Origin of the sequence: Paraburkholderia diazotrophica (assembly GCF_038900755.1) — a bacterium.
Lineage (GTDB): Bacteria > Pseudomonadota > Gammaproteobacteria > Burkholderiales > Burkholderiaceae > Paraburkholderia > Paraburkholderia diazotrophica_A.
On record NZ_JBBPEN010000003.1, the window covers coordinates 526,049 to 542,905 of the forward strand.

The window sequence follows — 16,857 nt, forward strand, 5'->3', positions numbered from 1 at the left end:
GCGCGCGCAATGCGTAGCGGTTTTCGATGGCGGCAAGGCGCAGGCGATGCATCGCAAGACGGCTCGGCCGGCACGCGCATCGCGTGGCCTCGCACGCTTGCCGCGAAGCGCAATCAACGCTTGCATGCGGATCATCTGCGCTTCGTTCGTGAAGCGGCACATGGCGGCGCGCTGCATTGCTTCCTGCTCGATTGCTCCGGCTCGATGCTCTCGGGGCAAAGGCTTGCGCTCGCCAAGGGGCTGCTCGTTGCGCTCTTCGATCAGGCGCGCGCCGAGCGATCGGAGGCGGCGCTCGTGTGTTTCGGCGGGCAACGTGCCGACGTGCGCTTTCATCCCGCCGTGCCGCGCTGGTGGAACGAGCGGTGGCTGTTGCCTATCGTCGGTGGTGGCGGCACGCCTTTGACGCTCGGCACCGAAACGGCGGCGCAGGTGCTCGAACGCGCGGCACGCCGCAAGCCCGGCCAGCAGCGCTGGCTGTGGATTCTCACGGACGGCCGCAGCAGCGGTACGCCTGCGCGGCCCGTTGCTGCGGATCATGTCGTCTTCGTCGACTTCGAACGCGACGAGACGGTGCGGCTCGGTCGCTGCGCGCAACTCGCGCAAGCATGGGGCGTCGAGTACGTGCGCCCTGACGGGTTGATCGCCGCAAGGTAATCGCGCTGATCGCGTTCAAAAGCACTGCCGCAATCGCAAGATTGCGCGACACATTCCGGCCCGGCGCTCACATCGGTTCGAGTTATTGCCATCCCTTTTCGAGCCTTTTTCGAAGGCATATGTAGGGATGTTTCGAACTATGAGTGGCAAAAATCTAAATAAGACTGTTCCTATTCAGCGACCTTGTCGTTTCGCATAACTTGCCGACGCTGCTAACCCGTCGATTGGACGTGGATTGTCTTCGACGCGCGAAAGATGTCGACGTGCAGACGTTGCCTTTTCCCGCATTCGAAGCGCCACCAGAAAGCGGAAATCATTCCGATATCTGAGCCGATCGCCGGATTGAAGCTGAACATTTTTAGAAAAGTTAGGATGACAAATGAATAGAGTTTATCGGACAGTGTGGAACGAAAAGACGGGTGCGTGGGCCGCCGCACAGGAGAATGCCGCTGCACGTGGCAAGGGGACGTCGAAGAAGAGTCTGGCGGCCGTCGTTGGCGTCGTCGGCGCAGGCTTGATGATTGCGGCGAGCGGTGCCCATGCAGCCGTCACGCCTGGATACGGCTCGCTCGAGCTGTGCCCGGGACTCGCTTCGGGAGGGACGGGTTCTTCGTACGGGTACGCGACGAACGTGAACAACCTGGACTGCACCGTTACCGGCGGCAACCCGCTTTCGTTCACGCTGAACAATACGGGCGACACCAATGGGTCGTATGGTTTTTCGACATCGACGGCCCGCGTTACCGGTTATCAGACGGGGTTGCTCGAGTTGAAGGGCGCGGCGGGCATCAGCATGCTGAACACCGTGAACATGAACGCGAACAAGATCACGAATCTCGCTGCTGGCGACGTCAACGCGTCCAGCGCCGATGCCGTGAACGGCTCGCAGCTTTACAACCTCGCGAACTCGACGGCTAACGCAATCGGCGGCGGCTCGACCTTCGACTCCACGACGGGCACGATTTCCGCGCCGACCTACGTGCTGAACGACGGCAGCACGACGGTGACCAGCGTGGGCGCCGCGATCACCAATCTCGATGGCCGCGTGACGCAGAACACGACGGACATCAGTAACCTCACGACGCAGATCAACAACGGCTCGATAGGTCTGGTGCAGCAGGCTAATTCGTCGGCGACGGTGACGGTGGCGAAGAACACGGGCGGCACGCTGGTTGATTTCACGGGCACGGCGGGCGCGCGCAGGTTGACAGGGCTGCTCAACGGCGACGTGAGCGCGTCGAGCACGGACGCAGTGAACGGCTCGCAGCTGTACAACGCGGCCAACTCGACGGCAACGGCGCTCGGCGGCGGCTCCGCCTTCGACGCGGCGACGGGCACGATCTCCGCGCCGACCTACGTGCTCGACGGCGGCAACACGACAGTGAGCAACGTCGGCGCCGCGATCACCAATCTCGACGGCCGCGTGACCAACATCGACAACGCGGTGACGAACATCGTCAACGGTGGCGGCATCAAGTACTTCCACGCGAACTCGACTCAGGCCGACTCGTCGGCGACGGGCACGGACGCTGTGGCCATCGGCGGCGCGGCGACAGCGACGGCGGCGAGCGCGGTGGCAGTCGGCAGTCAATCGACGGCGGCTGGATCGAATTCGGTGGCGCTCGGCAACGCGTCGACGGCCACGGCGACGAACTCGGTCGCGCTGGGTTCGGGTTCGATCGCGGATCGCGACAACACGGTGTCGGTCGGCTCGGCGGGCAATGAACGCCAGATCGCCAACGTGGCGGCCGGCACGGCGGGCACGGATGCCGTCAACGTCAACCAGCTGAATGCGGCCATCCAGAACGTGACGAACCTCGCGAACAACGCAGTCGATCCGATGTTCACGGCAGACGGCGACCGCAACACCGAGGCAGCGGCGGCAAGCGGCACGCACGCGACGGCAATGGGCCCGACCGCGAATGCGAGCGGCAGCCAGTCGATTGCGACGGGCTTCAATGCGAAGGCAAGCGGCGACAACTCAATCGCGACGGGCGCGAACGCGGCCGCGAGCGGTCCGACGGCAACGGCGATCGGCGCGAACGCCACGGCCAGCGGCAACAACGCGGTGGCGCTGGGCGCGGGCTCCGTTGCCGATCAGGACAACACCGTGTCCGTCGGCTCGGCTTCGCAGCAGCGCCGCATCACCAACGTTGCCGCGGGCACGGCGCCCGGCGACGCAGTGAACTTCGGCCAGGTCAACGACATGCTCTCGCAGATGGGCAGCCAGGCGGTGCAGGCGGCGAACGCGTACACGGACCAGCAGTTCAGCAAGATGAACAACAAGATGAACTCGCTGGGCGCGGCGGCCATGGCAGCGACATCGCTGATTCCGAATGCGCGTGCGGAAGGCAACTTCCAGATGTCGGCTGCGGCGGGCACCTATGGCGGTGCTGCCGCGCTTGCGATCGGCGCGAACTTCTGGGTCAACGACCGCGTGCTCCTGAACGCGCACGTCACGCGGGCGACGGGTAACAGCGCAAGCACGGGCGCATCCATCGGCGCGACGATCGGGTTCTGAGCGCGAGGCACGCCCGCCGTGCGAACAGCGTGACGGGCGCGGAGAAATCTATGAAAAAACCAATACTACGCAGCGCAGCGCTCGTTGCGCTGGCCGCGACGTTCGCCGCGAGCCTTGCCGCGCCGGCGTTCGCGGCGAGCATCAGCAGCGAGGCCGAGGCATTGATGCCCGCCGCGCAGCGCCTCGCCGATCCGTACCGGCGCGGCGTCGCGGAAGCCTACCTGGAAATCGCCGAACGTCAGGACAGTCATGTGCTCGTGTCTAACGTCTACAACGACGCTGCGAAACGCGCGCTCGTCAACGCACGCTATCTGATCGACGGCAGCGGGCAGCGGCAGCCGTTGTCCAGTGCGAAGAACTGGCCGACGCGCGAGAACTGGGTTCAGGCAATCCGCGCAATCGAAGCGACCAATGCGCGCGCTTCGGCGTCGTCCTGCAAGGGCGAGTCGGCGGGGCGGCTGCTTGCGCTCACCGACGAAGTCTGGAAAGAGCAGGACGAAACGCACGGCACGCGCTGGGTGCACGGCTGGGAATCGATCGAGCGCGCGAAGAAGCTGAGCGAGCAGGTCGACGATGAGCTGAACCACTGCGCGCCGCCGCCCGTCTTCGTTCCGACGGCAGCCGATAAGCCCGCTGCGCTGTCCACCGACGCGCTGTTCGATTTCGACAGCGCGACGCTGACGCACAACGGCAACGCCGCGCTCGACGAACTTGCGTCGAAGTTGAAGCAGGCGCGCTCGATCGATGCCGTCACGCTGACGGGCTACACGGACCGCTTCGGCACCGTCGAGCACAACCGCGATCTGTCGTCGCGTCGCGCGCAATCGGTCGCCGATGCGCTGAAGCAACGTGGCGTGAGCGCCGCGCGCCTCGACGTGCGCGGCGCGGGCTCGACGGCGCCCGTCGCGACGTGTCCGGGACCGAAGACGTTCGCCGTGATCGCGTGTCTCGCGCCGAACCGGCGCGTCGAGGTCCGCGTGAGCGCGCGGATTGCGCAGCCGGCCGCCGCGCAGCGCCTGGAGCCGCAGGTCCAGCCGCAGCAACCGCAACAGCAGTAACGTCCCGCAAAAGTCAAGCGGCCCGGTCATGCGAATGACCGGGCCGCTTTATTTACGCCGTAAAAAACGCGCGCTTACTTCGGTCCGCTCGTCCAGAAGATCACATCGTCGATCCGGTCGAACACGTAGACCTTCAGCGCCATCTGCTCGACCTGATCGAGCTCTTCGAACTCGATGCCGTGCGTCGTCGGATCGCCGGGCCTCGAACCTTGCTGCACGTTGCGGATGACCGCCTTTGCTTCGATCGACGTGTCCATGTCCTTCGAGCACAGCCGGAACGCCACGCGAATGCACTTGCCGACTTCGCCGACTTTCCACGGCGCGACGAACGACATGCCCATTGCGCTCACGCTCTGCACGAGGCCGAGGCTTTCGTAGCCGGTGCCTTCCGCGTCGATGCCGAAGCGCAGCGGCAGGCTTGCGCGTACGCGGATCGACTTGCGTTCGCGCAGCCGGCGGACCACGCCGGGCTTCGACAGCACGAGATAGTGGAAGGGCACCACGCACACGGAGTCGACAGTGCACACGAAGCGGAACACGGCCTGGCTCGCGATTGCAATGATCTCGACGTTCTCGCCGACGGACAGCGTCATCGGCTTGCCGTCGACGAGCGGCGGCGTGACGAACAGCGACTCGTTCGGCGCAAAGCCGATGATGCGCGACGGATGCATCGGCGCGCCCATGCCGACCTGCGAGCGCACGCCGATCAGCGCGCCGATCGCCAGATGCATGTCCTTGAGCGTTTCGACGTCGCCCGATTTGCCAGCGGATTCCGCCGCCGAGTCCGGCGAACGCGCATCGACGTCGCCGCGCTGCGGGCTGAAATGCTGAAAGAGAAAGCGGTGCTCGTCCGCGCCGATCACGATCGCGCCGCGCTCGAACAGCAGCGTGTCGTCGCTGTCGACAATCGGGAAATCGAGCGGCACGCCTACGGGCACGGCCTCGGGCGCAAGGGAACGAGACGTCGCAGGCAGGCTCGCGCGTGCATCGACAGCGTCTTCACTGGTGTGCATGATGGCGAATGAAAGCGTTGGACGAGATAACCAGTGTAACGTCGTCTTTTAGAAAAACTTTAATTTATTTTTTAGCGCTCGACCGATCCGGCTTTCAATTACGTATTCAATCGATTTATCGGATCGGGAAGCGCCAGGTTTAAAACGATTTAAACGTTAAAATCGGCGCTTTTATACCAGCGCGGCGTATAAACCCATTCGCGGGCCGTGTCGGCGGGGCGAAAGGCGCGTGTCATCGACGAACCGATTATCACCATCGTGCGCATGTCGACGTCGGCGGATTTCAGTTCAGCGAGTGTCGTGGTTTTGAGCGCCGCGCCCGGACGGCCAATATCGCGGCCGAGCACGACAATCGTTTGCGGTTCGCGAAAATCGCGCACGATTTCAAGCGCCTTGTCGAGTTGCCACGGACGCGCGCGCGAAATCGGGTTATAGAGCGCCATCACGAGATCGGCTTCGGCGGCATGCCGCAGACGCATTTCGATGACGGACCACGGTTTCAGATTGTCGGACAGCGACAGCATGCAGAAGTCGTGGCCGAGCGGCGCGCCCGCCTGCGCGGCCGTGGCGAGCGCGGCCGATACGCCGGGCACGATCTCCAGCTCGACGGCGGCCCATGCCGGGTCATGCGCCGCGTCGAGCGCTTCGAGCACGGCGGCCGCCATCGCGAACACGCCAGGATCGCCGGACGACACCATCGCAACATGCCGCCCTGCGCTTGCCAGCTCGAACGCGTGACGGGCGCGCTGCATTTCCTCGCGATTGTCGGTGCCGTGCACGCGCTGGTCCGCACGAAACGGGCCGGCCATCTGCACATAGGTTTCGTAGCCGAGGATGTCGGTGGCCTGCGCGAGCGCCGCGCGCGCGGCGGGCACCCTCAGCGATGCATCGCCGGGTCCGAGCCCGATCACACTCAGCTTGCCGCGCGCGCGGCCGATCGTCGCGGGATCGACGGGCGCGTGCGCGATCGCGAATGTGATGGTCGAGCGGTCGCCGTCGTCGAGTGTTTTGTGCGGCACGCGCAAGGTCTTGTGCAGCAGCCGCACCGGATCGGATGACGCATCGCCGTCGGCAAAGCGCAACGGGATCTGCAACGCTTCGGCGGCCTGCTGAAGCGCCGCATCGCCGATGCGGGCTGCCGGCGCGAGCAGCACGGCGAGCGCCTGCGCGGCAAGGCCGCGCTCGCGCGCCGCTTCGAGTATCTGTTCATGCAGCCGTTCGTCGAGTTCATCGCGAGTCTCGCCGACCGCGACCACGACGCTGCGCGGATGAATGACCAGTTCGTCCGTCGCGCCGTTCCATGCGAGAGGCGTCACACGGATCGCGCGTTGCGCATCGTCGGCATGCGGCAGTTGCACGTCGTCGAGCCACGGCGCGTCGCCCTCGACGCGCGTCGCTTCGCCCGCCAGCAGATCGGATACGAAGCGCTTGCCCTGATCGATGCTCGCGAGCGTGTAGCCATCGGGCGGATTCAGCACGCACGCGCCGAAGCGCAGCTCGCCGCTCGTCGTGATCGCAGGCTTTACATCGAGCGCGGCCGCGATTTCGCGCGCCATCGCGTTGACGCCCGATAGACCGCCGAGCAGCGGCACGACGGCGCTGCCATCCTCCGCGACGGCGAGCACGGGTGGCTCGCTGCCCTTGTTCGCGAGCAGCGGCGCGATGCAGCGGATCACGATGCCCGCCGCGCACAACGCGACGATCGGGGTGCCGCTCGCATACAGATCGCGCAGATGCGCGGCGAGTTCGGTGAAGGCGACGTCCGCATCGGCATCGGCGACGCGTCCTTGCAGCCCATGCACGCTCGCGCCCGGACAAACCGACCGTATGCGCCGCGCCGTCGCGAGCGCGCCGACGCCGAGTATCACGATCGCGGGCGGTGTCGTCATCCTTGCCATTTTTCCCCCGGCACGACGAGCAGCGAGAAATACGGCGACGCCATCGGATCGACTTCGGCGAGCGGCACGATGCGCTGATTGGCCATCGTCGCGCGTTCGATGTAGAGCGCGCGCTCAGCGAGGCCGAGCTCGTCGAGCACGCGGCGCACCTTGTCGAAATTGCGGCCGAGCTTCATCACGACGGCGGCGTCGGCATCGGCGAGACGGCGCTTGAGTTCGTCCTCGGGCAGCACGCCCGACAGCACGCAGAGCGTCTGGTTGCGATACACGAGTGGCTGGCCGAGCACGGCCACGCCGCCGAGCATCGAGCACACGCCGGGCACCACTTCGGCATCGAAGCGCGGAGCCAGCCGGTTCGCGAGCCGGTCGTGCAGATACATGTAAGAGCCGTAGAAGAACGGATCGCCTTCGCAGATCACGGCCACGTCGCGGCCCGCGTCGAGATGAGCGGCGACCACTTCCGCCGCCGTGTCGTAGAAGTCCGCGATGATCGCCTCGTACGACAGCGGCGGCTCGAGCGCTTCTGTCGTCACCGGGTAGACGAGCGGCAACTGCTGCTGCCCGCTCGACAGATGCGACTCGATGATCGAGAACGCGTTGCCTTTCTTGCCCTTCGCGACGAAGTACGCGACCACGTGCGCCGACTTCAAGAGACGCAGCGCCTTCACCGTGATCAGCTCGGGGTCGCCGGGACCGACGCCCAGCCCGAAGAGACGTCCGCGCGTGCCGTTCGACTGCTCCGCCATCATTCGTCCTCCGATGCGAGCGCGTTCACGGCCGCCGCCGCCATCGCACTGCCGCCTCGGCGGCCTTGCACGGCGACGAACGGCACGCCGCGGCTATCGGCGGCGAGCATTGCCTTCGATTCGGCCGCGCCGACGAAGCCGACGGGGAAGCCGAGAACCAGCGCGGGGCGGGGCGCGCCCGCGTCGAGCATGTCGAGTAGATAGAAGAGCGACGTCGGCGCATTGCCGATCGCGACGACGCTGCCTTCGAGTTGCGGTCGCCACAGTTCGAGCGCCGCCGCCGAGCGCGTGTTGCCCAGCTCGCGTGCGAGCGTCGGCACGCGGGGATCGGCGAGCGTGCAGATCACTTCGTTGCGCGCGGGCAGGCGCGCGCGAGTGATGCCTTCGGCGACCATGCGTGCGTCGCAGAGGATGGGCGCGCCGTTTGCGAGCGCATGGCGTCCGGCGCGTCCTGCGCCTTCCGAAAAGCGCAGGTCGTCGACGACGTCGACCATGCCGCACGCGTGGACCACGCGCACGGCGAGTTTTTCGAGGTCGGCGGGAATGCGCGACAGGTCGGCTTCCGCGCGTATCGTCGCGAACGACTGGCGATAGATGGCTTGTCCGTCGCGGAGGTAGTCAGGCATCGGATGGCTCGTCAAAGGATGGGATCGATGGAAGAGCGGCATGGTTCAGCATGCCGGCGGCTTCGTCGATCGTCAGACCGCGCGCGAGACAGTGGCCGAAGCCCGTCGGATCGCGCGGGTCGCGGGTGCGGTACAGATCGTAGCGGCCGGGCGCCACGGCGAGCAATGTATAAGGCGCGCGATGCGCGGCCGCGCATGAACGCGGGCAGCCGCTCAGATGGACTTGCGCATCCGCTGGCAGCCACGCGGCGAGCTTCGATGCGTCGGCTTTCGTATCGGCGAGACTCTTCGCGCAGCCCGCCGAGCCCGCGCACGCGATCACGCGGGTCAACGGATTGTGTGCGTCGCACGCGAGGCCGAGCGCGTCGAGCGCCTGCAACGTAGGCGCGACCTTCGTCGTATCGATATCGGTCAGCAATACGCCTTGCCACGGCGTCATGCGCAGTGTCGCGCCGTCGTTGTCCGCTACGAGCCGCGCGAGGCCGCGCAGCGTCGCGCTATCCATGCGTCCCAGCACAGGCTGCCCGCCGACATGCGATCGCCGTTCGTCGTGCTGCCGGTGCGCGCCGAGCCGCAGCGACGGATCGGCGGGCGCGCGGCGCCATCGCTCGATCGACACATCGCGCGCCAGCGCAATCCCCATCTTGCTTTCGACATGCGCAAGCACGCGTTCGACGGAATGCACAGCCAGCAGATCGCGCATGCGAGTATGTTCGGGCGCGGCAAGATCGAGAAACGTGTGCACGAGCGCGTGCGTCAACGCGGCAACATTCGAAGCCGCGACGGCTGCGATTGCGCCAGCGTGCTTTTCGGCGACAGGCGGGCAGCCCGCGAGGCCGAACGCGAACAGCACGTCGTCGCGCTTCGGATCGCGCATCGCTGAAAACCAGATGTCGTGCGGATGGTCGAGCATCGCGAGACGCTCGCCGCCATCCAGAAGCAGCGCGAATTTCGGCGACAGCGCCGCGAAGCGTTTATCGCTTTGCAGGCGAGTCAGAATATCGTCCGCGAGTGGGGACGTGTCGATCAATGCGCCCGCATCGCGGCCCGCTGTCGGGCTGACCATCAGGTTGCGCACATCGTCAGCGAAGGCGTGCGTGGCGTCTTGCGGACCCGAAGGCCCGAGTCCTGCGCGGAGCAGCGCCGCGATCAGCGGTTCTTCATGTCCGCGCTTCACGCCGCGCAATTGCAGATTCGCGCGATTCGTGATGTCAACGATGCCGCACGCGTGTTCGTCGATTGCATCGGCGATCGCCAGCGTCCGCGCCGCGCTCAGTTCGCCGCGCGCGAGCTTCACGCGGCAGATGCCGCCATCGAGCGCGGGCACGATGCGCAGCAGCCCCGGACAGGCCGAAGGGCGCAAGCGGCTGGCATTGGACGAAAGATCAGCGTGGCTCAAGACGTCACCGGGTTAGCGTCGCGCGACGGCCCCGGGCATCTCGAAGGGAGAGCGGCTCGGCATCGGTACACCCCGCCCGATGTTGGCTGGCACGAACACGTTGGCCGGCAGGTTTCCTGTGTCGACCAGAGTTGGCGCTTTAGCGCCTTACTCTGGTCCCATGCAACACCGTTGCACTAGCAGTTCGGCATCCACGCCGGCCTTCCCGGCGATACCAGTGGCGCAAATTGGCGTGGACTCGCTGCATACAGTTGCGGGGGCAGTCACGATGACGTGTTCCCTCTTAGGCCCCGAAAGGCACCGGCGAGCGGGTATTATGCCTTTTTTCGAACAGCACAACGATGCGGTGGCCCTTGAATGGGGCTCGCCGCAGCGTTATCTGCAATCCGATATCCGATGAGGAAAGATGCATGCCGGCCTGGCTGACCGTAGTGGGAATGGGCGATGACGGTTTTGCCGGTCTGGGAAAGGCGGCGCGGCGCGCGCTGATCGACGCGTCGGTGATCTACGGCGGCGAGCGCCATCTGGCGATGCTGCCCGTTTGCCTGTCCGCGCGGCGCGAGCCGTGGCCGCGTCCGTTCGATATCGAAGCCGTGCTCGCGCAGCGTAATGCACACGATGCGCGCGATGCACGCGCTGCGCGCGTATGCGTGCTCGCAAGCGGCGATCCGATGTTCTACGGGGTCGGCGCGACGCTTGCGCGCCATCTTCCCGCCGACGAATTGCGCGTGCTGCCTGCGCCGTCGTCCGTGTCGCTGGCTGCCGCGCGGCTGGGCTGGGCGCTGCAGGACGTCGCGACGGTCTCGCTCGTCGGGCGGCCGCTCGCCGCGTTGCACGTGCATCTGCACGACGGCGCGCGCGTGTTCGTGCTGAGCGCCGACGGCGCGACGCCCGCCGCCGTCGCCGCGCGGCTCACCGAGCGCGGCTTCGGCGCGACGCGCATGGTCGTGCTCGAGCATCTGGGCGGCGCATCCGAACGTCTGATCGACGCGCGGGCCGCGTCTTGGCAAATGAATGAAACGGTGGCGCTGAACATCATCGCGCTCGAATGCCGGCGCGACGCGTCGGCGCCGCGGCTTGCGCTCACGCCCGGACTGCCCGACGACGCCTATCGCCACGACGGCCAGCTGACCAAGCGCGACGTTCGCGCGCTGACGCTCGGCCGGCTCGCGCCTGCGCCCGGCGAACTGCTATGGGACGTCGGCGCGGGCTGCGGATCGATCGGCATCGAATGGATGCGCGCGCATCCGACATGCCGCGCAGTCGCGATCGAAGCGAACGGCGAGCGTCAGCGCTTCATCGAGCACAATCGCGATGCACTCGGCGTGCCGGCGCTTCAGTTGATCGCGGGCAACGCGCCCGATGCGTTGCATGGGCTGCCCGAACCGGACGCGATCTTCATCGGCGGCGGCGTGACGGCCGATGGCGTGCTCGACGCATGCTGGCGCGCGCTGAAAAGCGGCGGCCGGCTGGTCGCGAATGCCGTCACGCTCGAAGGCGAAGCGGCGCTCGCCGCGTGGCGTGCACGGCACGGCGGCACGCTCACGCGTATCGCGCTGGCCGAGGCGCAGCCGCTCGGCGGCTTCGAGACGTGGCGTCCCGCGCTTCCCGTCACGCTACTCGACACCCGCAAACCGTGATGCGCGACGAAACACCCGAACAACCCGCGCCGCTGCGCAGCGGCTACACGACGGGAAGCTGCGCGACGGCGACCTCGCTGGCGGCGGCGCGCCTGCTGCTCACGGGCATCGCCAGCGACGTCGCGGAGATCGTCTTGCCGAAGGGCCAGCACGTGCCGATGACGCTCGTGTTTTGCCGCTTGACGGAAGACGGCGCGGAGGCGGGCACCGTGAAGGACGCGGGCGATGATCCCGACGTCACGCACGGCGCCGTCGTGTTCGCGCGCGTGCGTCTGAGCGACACGCCGGGCGTGCGCTTTCACGCGGCGCCGGGCGTCGGCACGGTGACGCGCGCGGGCCTCACGCTTGCCGTCGGCGAGCCGGCGATCAATCCTGTGCCGCGCCAGATGATGACCGCTCATCTCGCCGATCTCGCCGCCGAGCATGGCTATGCAGGCGGCTTCGAAGTGGCGGTCGGCGTCGAGAACGGCGAGGCGCTCGCGCAAAAGACGATGAACCCGCGTCTCGGCATCGTCGGCGGGCTGTCGATACTCGGCACCACGGGCATCGTGCGGCCGTTCTCGTGCTCGGCGTATATCGCGTCGATCCATCAGGGCATCGATGTCGCTCGCGCGAACGGCTACACGCATATCGCCGCATGCACGGGCAACGCGAGCGAAGACGCGATGCGCGCGTACTACCGGCTACCCGATATCGCGCTGATCGAAATGGGCGACTTCGCGGGCGCGGTGCTCAAGCATCTGAAGCGCGCGCCCGTCGACACGCTCAGCATGTGCGGCGGCTTCGGCAAGCTGAGCAAGCTGGCTGCGGGGCATCTCGATCTGCATAGCCGCAATTCGAGCATCGACTTGCCGCTGCTCGCCGCGTGGTCTGCCGGGCACGACGCCAGCGACGCCGCGTTGCAGGCCGCGATCGTCGGCGCGAATACGAGCCAGGAGGCGCTTGCGATGGCGCTCGAAAAGGGCGTGCCGCTCGGCGACATCGTGTGCGCGCGTGCGCGCGACGTCGCGCGCGAGATCGTACCCGCGACGGTTGCCGTCGAAATGTTCGCGATCGACCGCAAGGGCAACATCGTCGGAGCGGCGCGATGAAGCGCGTGTTATTGCTCGGCGGCACGGGCGACGCGCTGCAGATCGCGCGTCAGCTTGGACCTCGACATGTCTATAGCCTCGCCGGGCTCGGACGCGTGCCCGAAAGCCTCGCATGCGCGGTGCGCGTCGGCGGATATGGCGGAAGCGTTGGTCTCGCGCGCTATATCGTCGATGAAGGCATCGGACTCGTGATCGACGCGACGCATCCGTACGCTGCGCGGATCAGCGCGAATGCGGCTGCTGCATGCCGCGACACGAATGTGCCGCGCTGGGCGTTGCGCCGTGCGGGCTGGACGCCGCAAGCGGGCGACGACTGGCGCATGGTCGACGAATGGAACGGGATCGTCGACGCGATCCGTCCGTTCAAACGTGTGCTGTTCACATCGGGGCGCGAGCCGCTTGCGCATCTCGACGAGATTCCCCCACATCAGTTCTGGCTCGTGCGTTGCCTCGACGCGCATCCGGGCAACGAGCGCGCGCGCATCATCGACGCGCGCGGTCCATTCGATATCGACGGCGAGCGCGCATTGTTCGCGCTGAACGCGATCGACGTGCTGGTGACGAAGAACAGCGGCGGCGACGCGACGCGCGCCAAGCTCGATGTCGCGCGCGAGCGGAAAGTGCCCGTCGTCATGACGCGGCGTCCGTTGCTGCCCGAAGTCGTTGGTGCGTTCGATCGCGAATTCGACAGCCCGCAGCAAGTGCTGCGCGCATTGAACGAAGAAGAGGGAGTGCAGTGAAATGACGGTGTTTTTTATCGGCGCGGGGCCAGGAGACCCCGAACTGATCACGGTGAAAGGGCAGCGCCTCGTGCGCACGTGTCCCGTGATTCTGTACGCGGGCTCGCTCGTGCCGCAAGCCGTGCTGAGCGGCCACATCGCAGAAAAAGTGGTGAACACGGCCGCCCTCGATCTGGATGCGATCGTCGCTTTGCTCGCCGACGCGCACGCGAAAGGCCAGGACGTCGCGCGCGTGCATTCCGGCGATCCTTCGCTGTATGGCGCGATCGGCGAGCAGATCCGGCGCTTGCGCGCGCTCGGCATTCCGTACGAGATCGTGCCGGGCGTCACGGCGACGGCCGCGTGCGCGGCGGCGCTCGGCGTCGAGCTGACGTTGCCCGACGTATCGCAGACGCTGATCCTCACGCGCTACGCGCGCAAGACGTCGATGCCCGAAGGCGAGCAGTTGAGCGATCTCGCGCGGCATCGCGCGTCGATGGCGATTCATCTCGGCGTGCGCCATCTTGCGCGCATCGTCGATGAATTGACGCCGCATTACGGCAGCGATTGCTCCGTCGCGGTGATCTATCGCGCGAGCTGGCCGGATGAGGAGAAGGTGACGGGCACGCTCGCCGATATCGTCGCGAAGGTCGCGGCGACGGATATCGAGCGAACCGCGCTGATACTCGTCGGCCGCGTGCTCGATGCCGAGCACTTCGCGGAATCGACGCTGTATTCGAAGGAAGGTTGAATCGTGCATCGGGCCGGATGCGCGCGTGCAATGGCAACGGCGCGCACCGGACCCGGCGACAACATCAGTGCGCGTGCGACTGTTCCGCTCGCGGCTGCGGCTGCGTCAACGCGCTGACGATCGCGAGCACGACCACGTTCAGCGCCAATGCGACGAAGCCGATGTTGACGTCCTTCAGCGCATCGGGCAAGAACGGCATCATCTGGCCGATGCTCATGTGGAAGAGCGTCGTCACGGCGACCACGGCCACGCCGACCACGATCCCGCAGAAAGCGCCTTGCTTCGTCGCGCGATTGCGCGGCATGATGCTGCAGATCACAGCCGGGAACAGCTGCGTCACGAAGTTGTAGCCCATCAGCAGCAACGCGACGATCGTCTCGCCTCCATGCAGCGTGAAGAGCACGGCGACCAGCGCGACGACGGGCACGAAGATCCGCGCGAGCTTCGTGACCGTTTCGTCGGTGGCGTTGCGCTGGACGAGGCCGCGATAGACGTCGTTGGCAAGCAATGTCGAGGCCGTCGTCAGGATCATCGAGCCGGGCACGAGCGCCGTCAGCACGCCCGCCGCGCCGATCACGCCGACGAACCACGGATCGAACGTCTGCAGCGACAGCTTGAAGAGCGACAGGTCGATGTCGCCGCCCTTGAGCCCCGGCACCTTCAGCGCGGCCGCGAAACCGACGAAGAACACGAACAGCAGGATCAGCTGATAGAGCGGCAGCACCATCGCGTTGCGGCGGAAAATGCGCTCGTCCTTCGCGGTGAACACCGAGCCGAACGTGTGCGGCCACATGAAGAAGCCCAGCGCCGTGAGCAGCACCGTCGACTGGAACCACGTGACGCTCGAGCCTTTCTCGGGGAACGTGAGGAAGCCGGGACGCGCGGCGTCGATCGCATGGAACATCTGGCCGAGCCCGCCGTAGTAGTGCATCGGCAGATAGATGCCGAGGAACAGCACGATCGCGAGAATCAGCAGGTCTTTCGCGACCGAGTTCCACGCGGAGCCGCGCACGCCCGACACGGTCACGTAGATGGTGACGACGGCCGCGCCGATCCAGATCGCCACCGACGACGAGATCGCGCCGTACGAAGCCGTCGACACGATGATGCCAAGCCCCTTGAGTTGCAGCACGAGATAGGGAATGAGCGCGGCGACGTCGACGATCGCGACCAGCACGCCGAGCGCATGGCTGTCGTACTTGCGCGTGAAGAAGTGCGGCTGCGACACGAGCCGGTGCGCCTTCGCGAAGCGCCACACGGGCGGCAGCATCCAGTACGACAGCACATACGCGAGCGTGCCGTACGCGAGGATGTAGTAGACGGGCGCGCCCTTGCCATACGCAAAGCCGCTTCCACCGAGGAAGGTGAACGTCGTGTAGATCTCGCCCGCCATCAGCAGGAACACGAACGCGGTGCCGAAGCTGCGGCCGCCGACCGTCCATTGTTCGAGGCTCATGTCGTGCCCGTGCCGCGCACGGACGCCGAGATAGAGCGCAAAGAGCGTGATCGCGGCGATGATGACGAGTGCGCTGCTCATGAACGCACCTCCTCGCCGGCGGACGTGTGCCGGTTGGTGGGATCGAGCCGGTAGATGATGGCCATGATGATCGAGCTCAGCACGACCCACGCGACGATCCATGCAAGCACGAGCGGCATGCCGAGCACGAGCGGCTCGACGCGATTGACGAACGGAACGCCGAGCAGGATGCCGATAAACGGCAGCACGGCGAGCAGACGAAATGACATGGGACAACTCCTCGGATGAGATGGAGGTGGTCGATGCGAACGTCTTTTCATGAAGCAATGATTGAGGTGCCGCGCACCGACTGTATGCCCTTCACGGTATTCCGGTAAAGGGTGTCAAAAATGTGCAGGTATATTGAAAGGGAGGTGCGCAAACGCAATGCCCGCATGGCTTGCATATCGCCCGGCGGGCATCTGCGCGGTGTTGCATTGCATGAAAATCGCGCATGGGCCGCATGCAAATTTCATTGCATTAAAACAGTCCACGCTGCAAGCTGCACAGTGGCGCGGCGCAAAAAAACACAACCACGATCGAGCGGGTCATACATGATTTCAAGCCTGGTTTCCGAGATTCTGTTTGGCTTCACGGGGTTGATCAGCATCATCAATCCCATCGCGATTGCATTCGTGTTTGTCGACCGTACCGATTCGCTGACAGAAAGCGAACGCGCAGCGCTCGCGAGGCGCGTGGCGATCAATGCATTCGTCGTGCTGCTGGTCGTGTTCTTCGTCGGCACGCCGATCCTGCATTTCTTCGGCATCTCGATGGAGGCGTTGCGTATCGGCGGTGGGCTTGCCGTCGCCGTCAGCGCGTGGAATATGCTCAATGCTCCGGAGAAGCAGCCGAACGAGGCCGCCGTGAAACCCGTCGATCCCGACAACGCGATGTCGAAGGCTTTCTTTCCGTTGACGGTGCCGCTGACCACGGGCCCCGGCACGATGGCGACGGCGATCGCGCTGAACGCGAACCGCAGCCACAAGCTGTCGGAGTTCCTGATGTCGTCGATTGCGTCCGTGACGATTTCGTTTTTCATCATGCTCGCGATCTGGTTCACGTATAACCACGCGGCCACCTTCGCCCGTTATCTCGGCAAGGAAGGGACGAAGGTTGCATTGCGCGTGTCGGCGTTTCTGTTGTTGTGCATCGGCGTGCAGATCATCCTGACGGGGCTGTCCGAATTTCTCGCGCCGCTTGCGCGCATGAACAACTGAGTGCA

At 65.8% G+C, this 16,857-nt stretch carries 14 protein-coding genes, 1 pseudogene and 1 riboswitch; of the genes and pseudogenes, 8 read left to right on the forward strand and 7 right to left on the reverse strand.

Translation table 11 applies throughout. From position 1 onward, the window contains the following. Positions 1-9 precede the first annotated feature (9 nt). The 3 genes and pseudogenes from AABE10_RS12345 (at position 10) to AABE10_RS12355 (ending at position 4,233) form a co-directional block, all read left to right on the forward strand. Positions 10-654, forward strand: a complete 645-nt coding sequence (locus AABE10_RS12345) for a vWA domain-containing protein (RefSeq protein ID WP_342933524.1) — start codon at positions 10-12, stop codon at positions 652-654. A gap of 391 nt (positions 655-1,045) precedes the next feature. Continuing rightward, positions 1,046-3,175: pseudogene (locus tag AABE10_RS12350) on the forward strand (YadA family autotransporter adhesin); the annotation flags it as partial. A gap of 50 nt (positions 3,176-3,225) precedes the next feature. Next, a complete protein-coding gene (locus tag AABE10_RS12355; RefSeq protein WP_342933526.1) occupies positions 3,226-4,233 on the forward strand; it encodes an OmpA family protein in 1,008 nt (335 codons plus the stop codon). Between the two features lie 74 nt (positions 4,234-4,307). Here the strand turns inward: AABE10_RS12355 and AABE10_RS12360 are convergent, their stop codons facing one another. From AABE10_RS12360 to cobG, 5 genes are all read right to left on the reverse strand, one after another. Continuing rightward, the gene (locus tag AABE10_RS12360) at positions 4,308-5,246 is read right to left on the reverse strand and encodes a flagellar brake protein (RefSeq protein ID WP_342933527.1); all 939 of its coding nucleotides are present in this window, start codon (positions 5,244-5,246) and stop codon (positions 4,308-4,310) included. A 149-nt stretch (positions 5,247-5,395) separates the two neighbouring features. Beyond that, positions 5,396-7,135 (reverse strand): precorrin-3B C(17)-methyltransferase, encoded by a 1,740-nt coding sequence (gene cobJ / locus AABE10_RS12365; protein WP_428983303.1) that lies wholly within the window; start codon positions 7,133-7,135, stop codon positions 5,396-5,398. Continuing rightward, on the reverse strand, positions 7,132-7,890 hold the full coding sequence (locus AABE10_RS12370) for a precorrin-2 C(20)-methyltransferase (protein WP_342933855.1): 759 nt from the start codon (positions 7,888-7,890) through the stop codon (positions 7,132-7,134). Before AABE10_RS12370 ends, cobJ begins: the two co-directional genes overlap by 4 nt. Beyond that, positions 7,890-8,516 carry a precorrin-8X methylmutase gene (locus AABE10_RS12375; RefSeq protein WP_342933529.1) on the reverse strand — a complete coding sequence of 209 codons (627 nt, stop codon included), beginning with the start codon at positions 8,514-8,516 and terminating at the stop codon, positions 7,890-7,892. Before AABE10_RS12375 ends, AABE10_RS12370 begins: the two co-directional genes overlap by 1 nt. Further along, positions 8,509-9,915: a precorrin-3B synthase gene (gene cobG / locus AABE10_RS12380; RefSeq protein ID WP_342933530.1), complete on the reverse strand. Its 1,407-nt coding sequence runs from the start codon at positions 9,913-9,915 to the stop codon at positions 8,509-8,511. The genes AABE10_RS12375 and cobG overlap by 8 nt, the downstream gene beginning before the upstream one ends. 89 nt (positions 9,916-10,004) lie before the next feature. Continuing rightward, positions 10,005-10,235, reverse strand: a riboswitch (cobalamin riboswitch). Positions 10,236-10,325: 90 nt separating this feature from the next. On the opposite strand from cobG, the gene cbiE reads away from it, so the two are divergent. From cbiE to cobM, 4 genes are read left to right on the forward strand one after another with little or no spacing between them, the layout of a single operon-like run. After that, positions 10,326-11,555, forward strand: coding sequence for a precorrin-6y C5,15-methyltransferase (decarboxylating) subunit CbiE (gene cbiE / locus AABE10_RS12385; RefSeq protein ID WP_342933531.1), 1,230 nt, complete (start codon positions 10,326-10,328; stop codon positions 11,553-11,555). Beyond that, the gene (locus AABE10_RS12390) at positions 11,555-12,646 is read left to right on the forward strand and encodes a cobalt-precorrin-5B (C(1))-methyltransferase (protein WP_342933532.1); all 1,092 of its coding nucleotides are present in this window, start codon (positions 11,555-11,557) and stop codon (positions 12,644-12,646) included. Before cbiE ends, AABE10_RS12390 begins: the two co-directional genes overlap by 1 nt. Continuing rightward, positions 12,643-13,386 carry a cobalt-precorrin-6A reductase gene (locus tag AABE10_RS12395; RefSeq protein WP_342933533.1) on the forward strand — a complete coding sequence of 248 codons (744 nt, stop codon included), beginning with the start codon at positions 12,643-12,645 and terminating at the stop codon, positions 13,384-13,386. The genes AABE10_RS12390 and AABE10_RS12395 overlap by 4 nt, the downstream gene beginning before the upstream one ends. A gap of 1 nt (position 13,387) precedes the next feature. Then, complete coding sequence (gene cobM, locus AABE10_RS12400; protein WP_342933534.1) at positions 13,388-14,116, forward strand: precorrin-4 C(11)-methyltransferase; 729 nt, start codon at positions 13,388-13,390, stop codon at positions 14,114-14,116. Between the two features lie 64 nt (positions 14,117-14,180). Here the strand turns inward: cobM and AABE10_RS12405 are convergent, their stop codons facing one another. Together AABE10_RS12405 and AABE10_RS12410 are read right to left on the reverse strand one after the other, a co-directional pair. Beyond that, the gene (locus AABE10_RS12405; RefSeq protein WP_342933535.1) at positions 14,181-15,653 is read right to left on the reverse strand and encodes a sodium:solute symporter; all 1,473 of its coding nucleotides are present in this window, start codon (positions 15,651-15,653) and stop codon (positions 14,181-14,183) included. Next, on the reverse strand, positions 15,650-15,862 hold the full coding sequence (locus AABE10_RS12410; RefSeq protein ID WP_342933536.1) for a DUF3311 domain-containing protein: 213 nt from the start codon (positions 15,860-15,862) through the stop codon (positions 15,650-15,652). Before AABE10_RS12410 ends, AABE10_RS12405 begins: the two co-directional genes overlap by 4 nt. A 324-nt stretch (positions 15,863-16,186) precedes the next feature. Between AABE10_RS12410 and AABE10_RS12415 the strand changes: the two genes are divergently transcribed. Next, positions 16,187-16,852 (forward strand): MarC family protein, encoded by a 666-nt coding sequence (locus AABE10_RS12415; protein ID WP_342933537.1) that lies wholly within the window; start codon positions 16,187-16,189, stop codon positions 16,850-16,852. The last annotated feature ends 5 nt before the right edge of the window (positions 16,853-16,857 follow it).

Bases quoted from the DNA above. Each gene is read 5' to 3' on its own strand.
- AABE10_RS12390 (WP_342933532.1), top strand. From the start codon at position 11,555: ATGCGCGACGAAACACCCGAACAACCCGCGCCGCTGCGCAGCGGCTAC.
- AABE10_RS12405 (WP_342933535.1), bottom strand. From the start codon at position 15,653: ATGAGCAGCGCACTCGTCATCATCGCCGCGATCACGCTCTTTGCGCTC.
- AABE10_RS12375 (WP_342933529.1), bottom strand. From the start codon at position 8,516: ATGCCTGACTACCTCCGCGACGGACAAGCCATCTATCGCCAGTCGTTC.
- cbiE (WP_342933531.1), top strand. From the start codon at position 10,326: ATGCCGGCCTGGCTGACCGTAGTGGGAATGGGCGATGACGGTTTTGCC.
- AABE10_RS12410 (WP_342933536.1), bottom strand. From the start codon at position 15,862: ATGTCATTTCGTCTGCTCGCCGTGCTGCCGTTTATCGGCATCCTGCTC.
- AABE10_RS12345 (WP_342933524.1), top strand. From the start codon at position 10: ATGCGTAGCGGTTTTCGATGGCGGCAAGGCGCAGGCGATGCATCGCAA.
- AABE10_RS12395 (WP_342933533.1), top strand. From the start codon at position 12,643: ATGAAGCGCGTGTTATTGCTCGGCGGCACGGGCGACGCGCTGCAGATC.
- cobJ (WP_428983303.1), bottom strand. From the start codon at position 7,135: ATGACGACACCGCCCGCGATCGTGATACTCGGCGTCGGCGCGCTCGCG.
- AABE10_RS12370 (WP_342933855.1), bottom strand. From the start codon at position 7,890: ATGGCGGAGCAGTCGAACGGCACGCGCGGACGTCTCTTCGGGCTGGGC.
- AABE10_RS12415 (WP_342933537.1), top strand. From the start codon at position 16,187: ATGATTTCAAGCCTGGTTTCCGAGATTCTGTTTGGCTTCACGGGGTTG.
- AABE10_RS12355 (WP_342933526.1), top strand. From the start codon at position 3,226: ATGAAAAAACCAATACTACGCAGCGCAGCGCTCGTTGCGCTGGCCGCG.
- cobM (WP_342933534.1), top strand. From the start codon at position 13,388: ATGACGGTGTTTTTTATCGGCGCGGGGCCAGGAGACCCCGAACTGATC.
- AABE10_RS12360 (WP_342933527.1), bottom strand. From the start codon at position 5,246: ATGCACACCAGTGAAGACGCTGTCGATGCACGCGCGAGCCTGCCTGCG.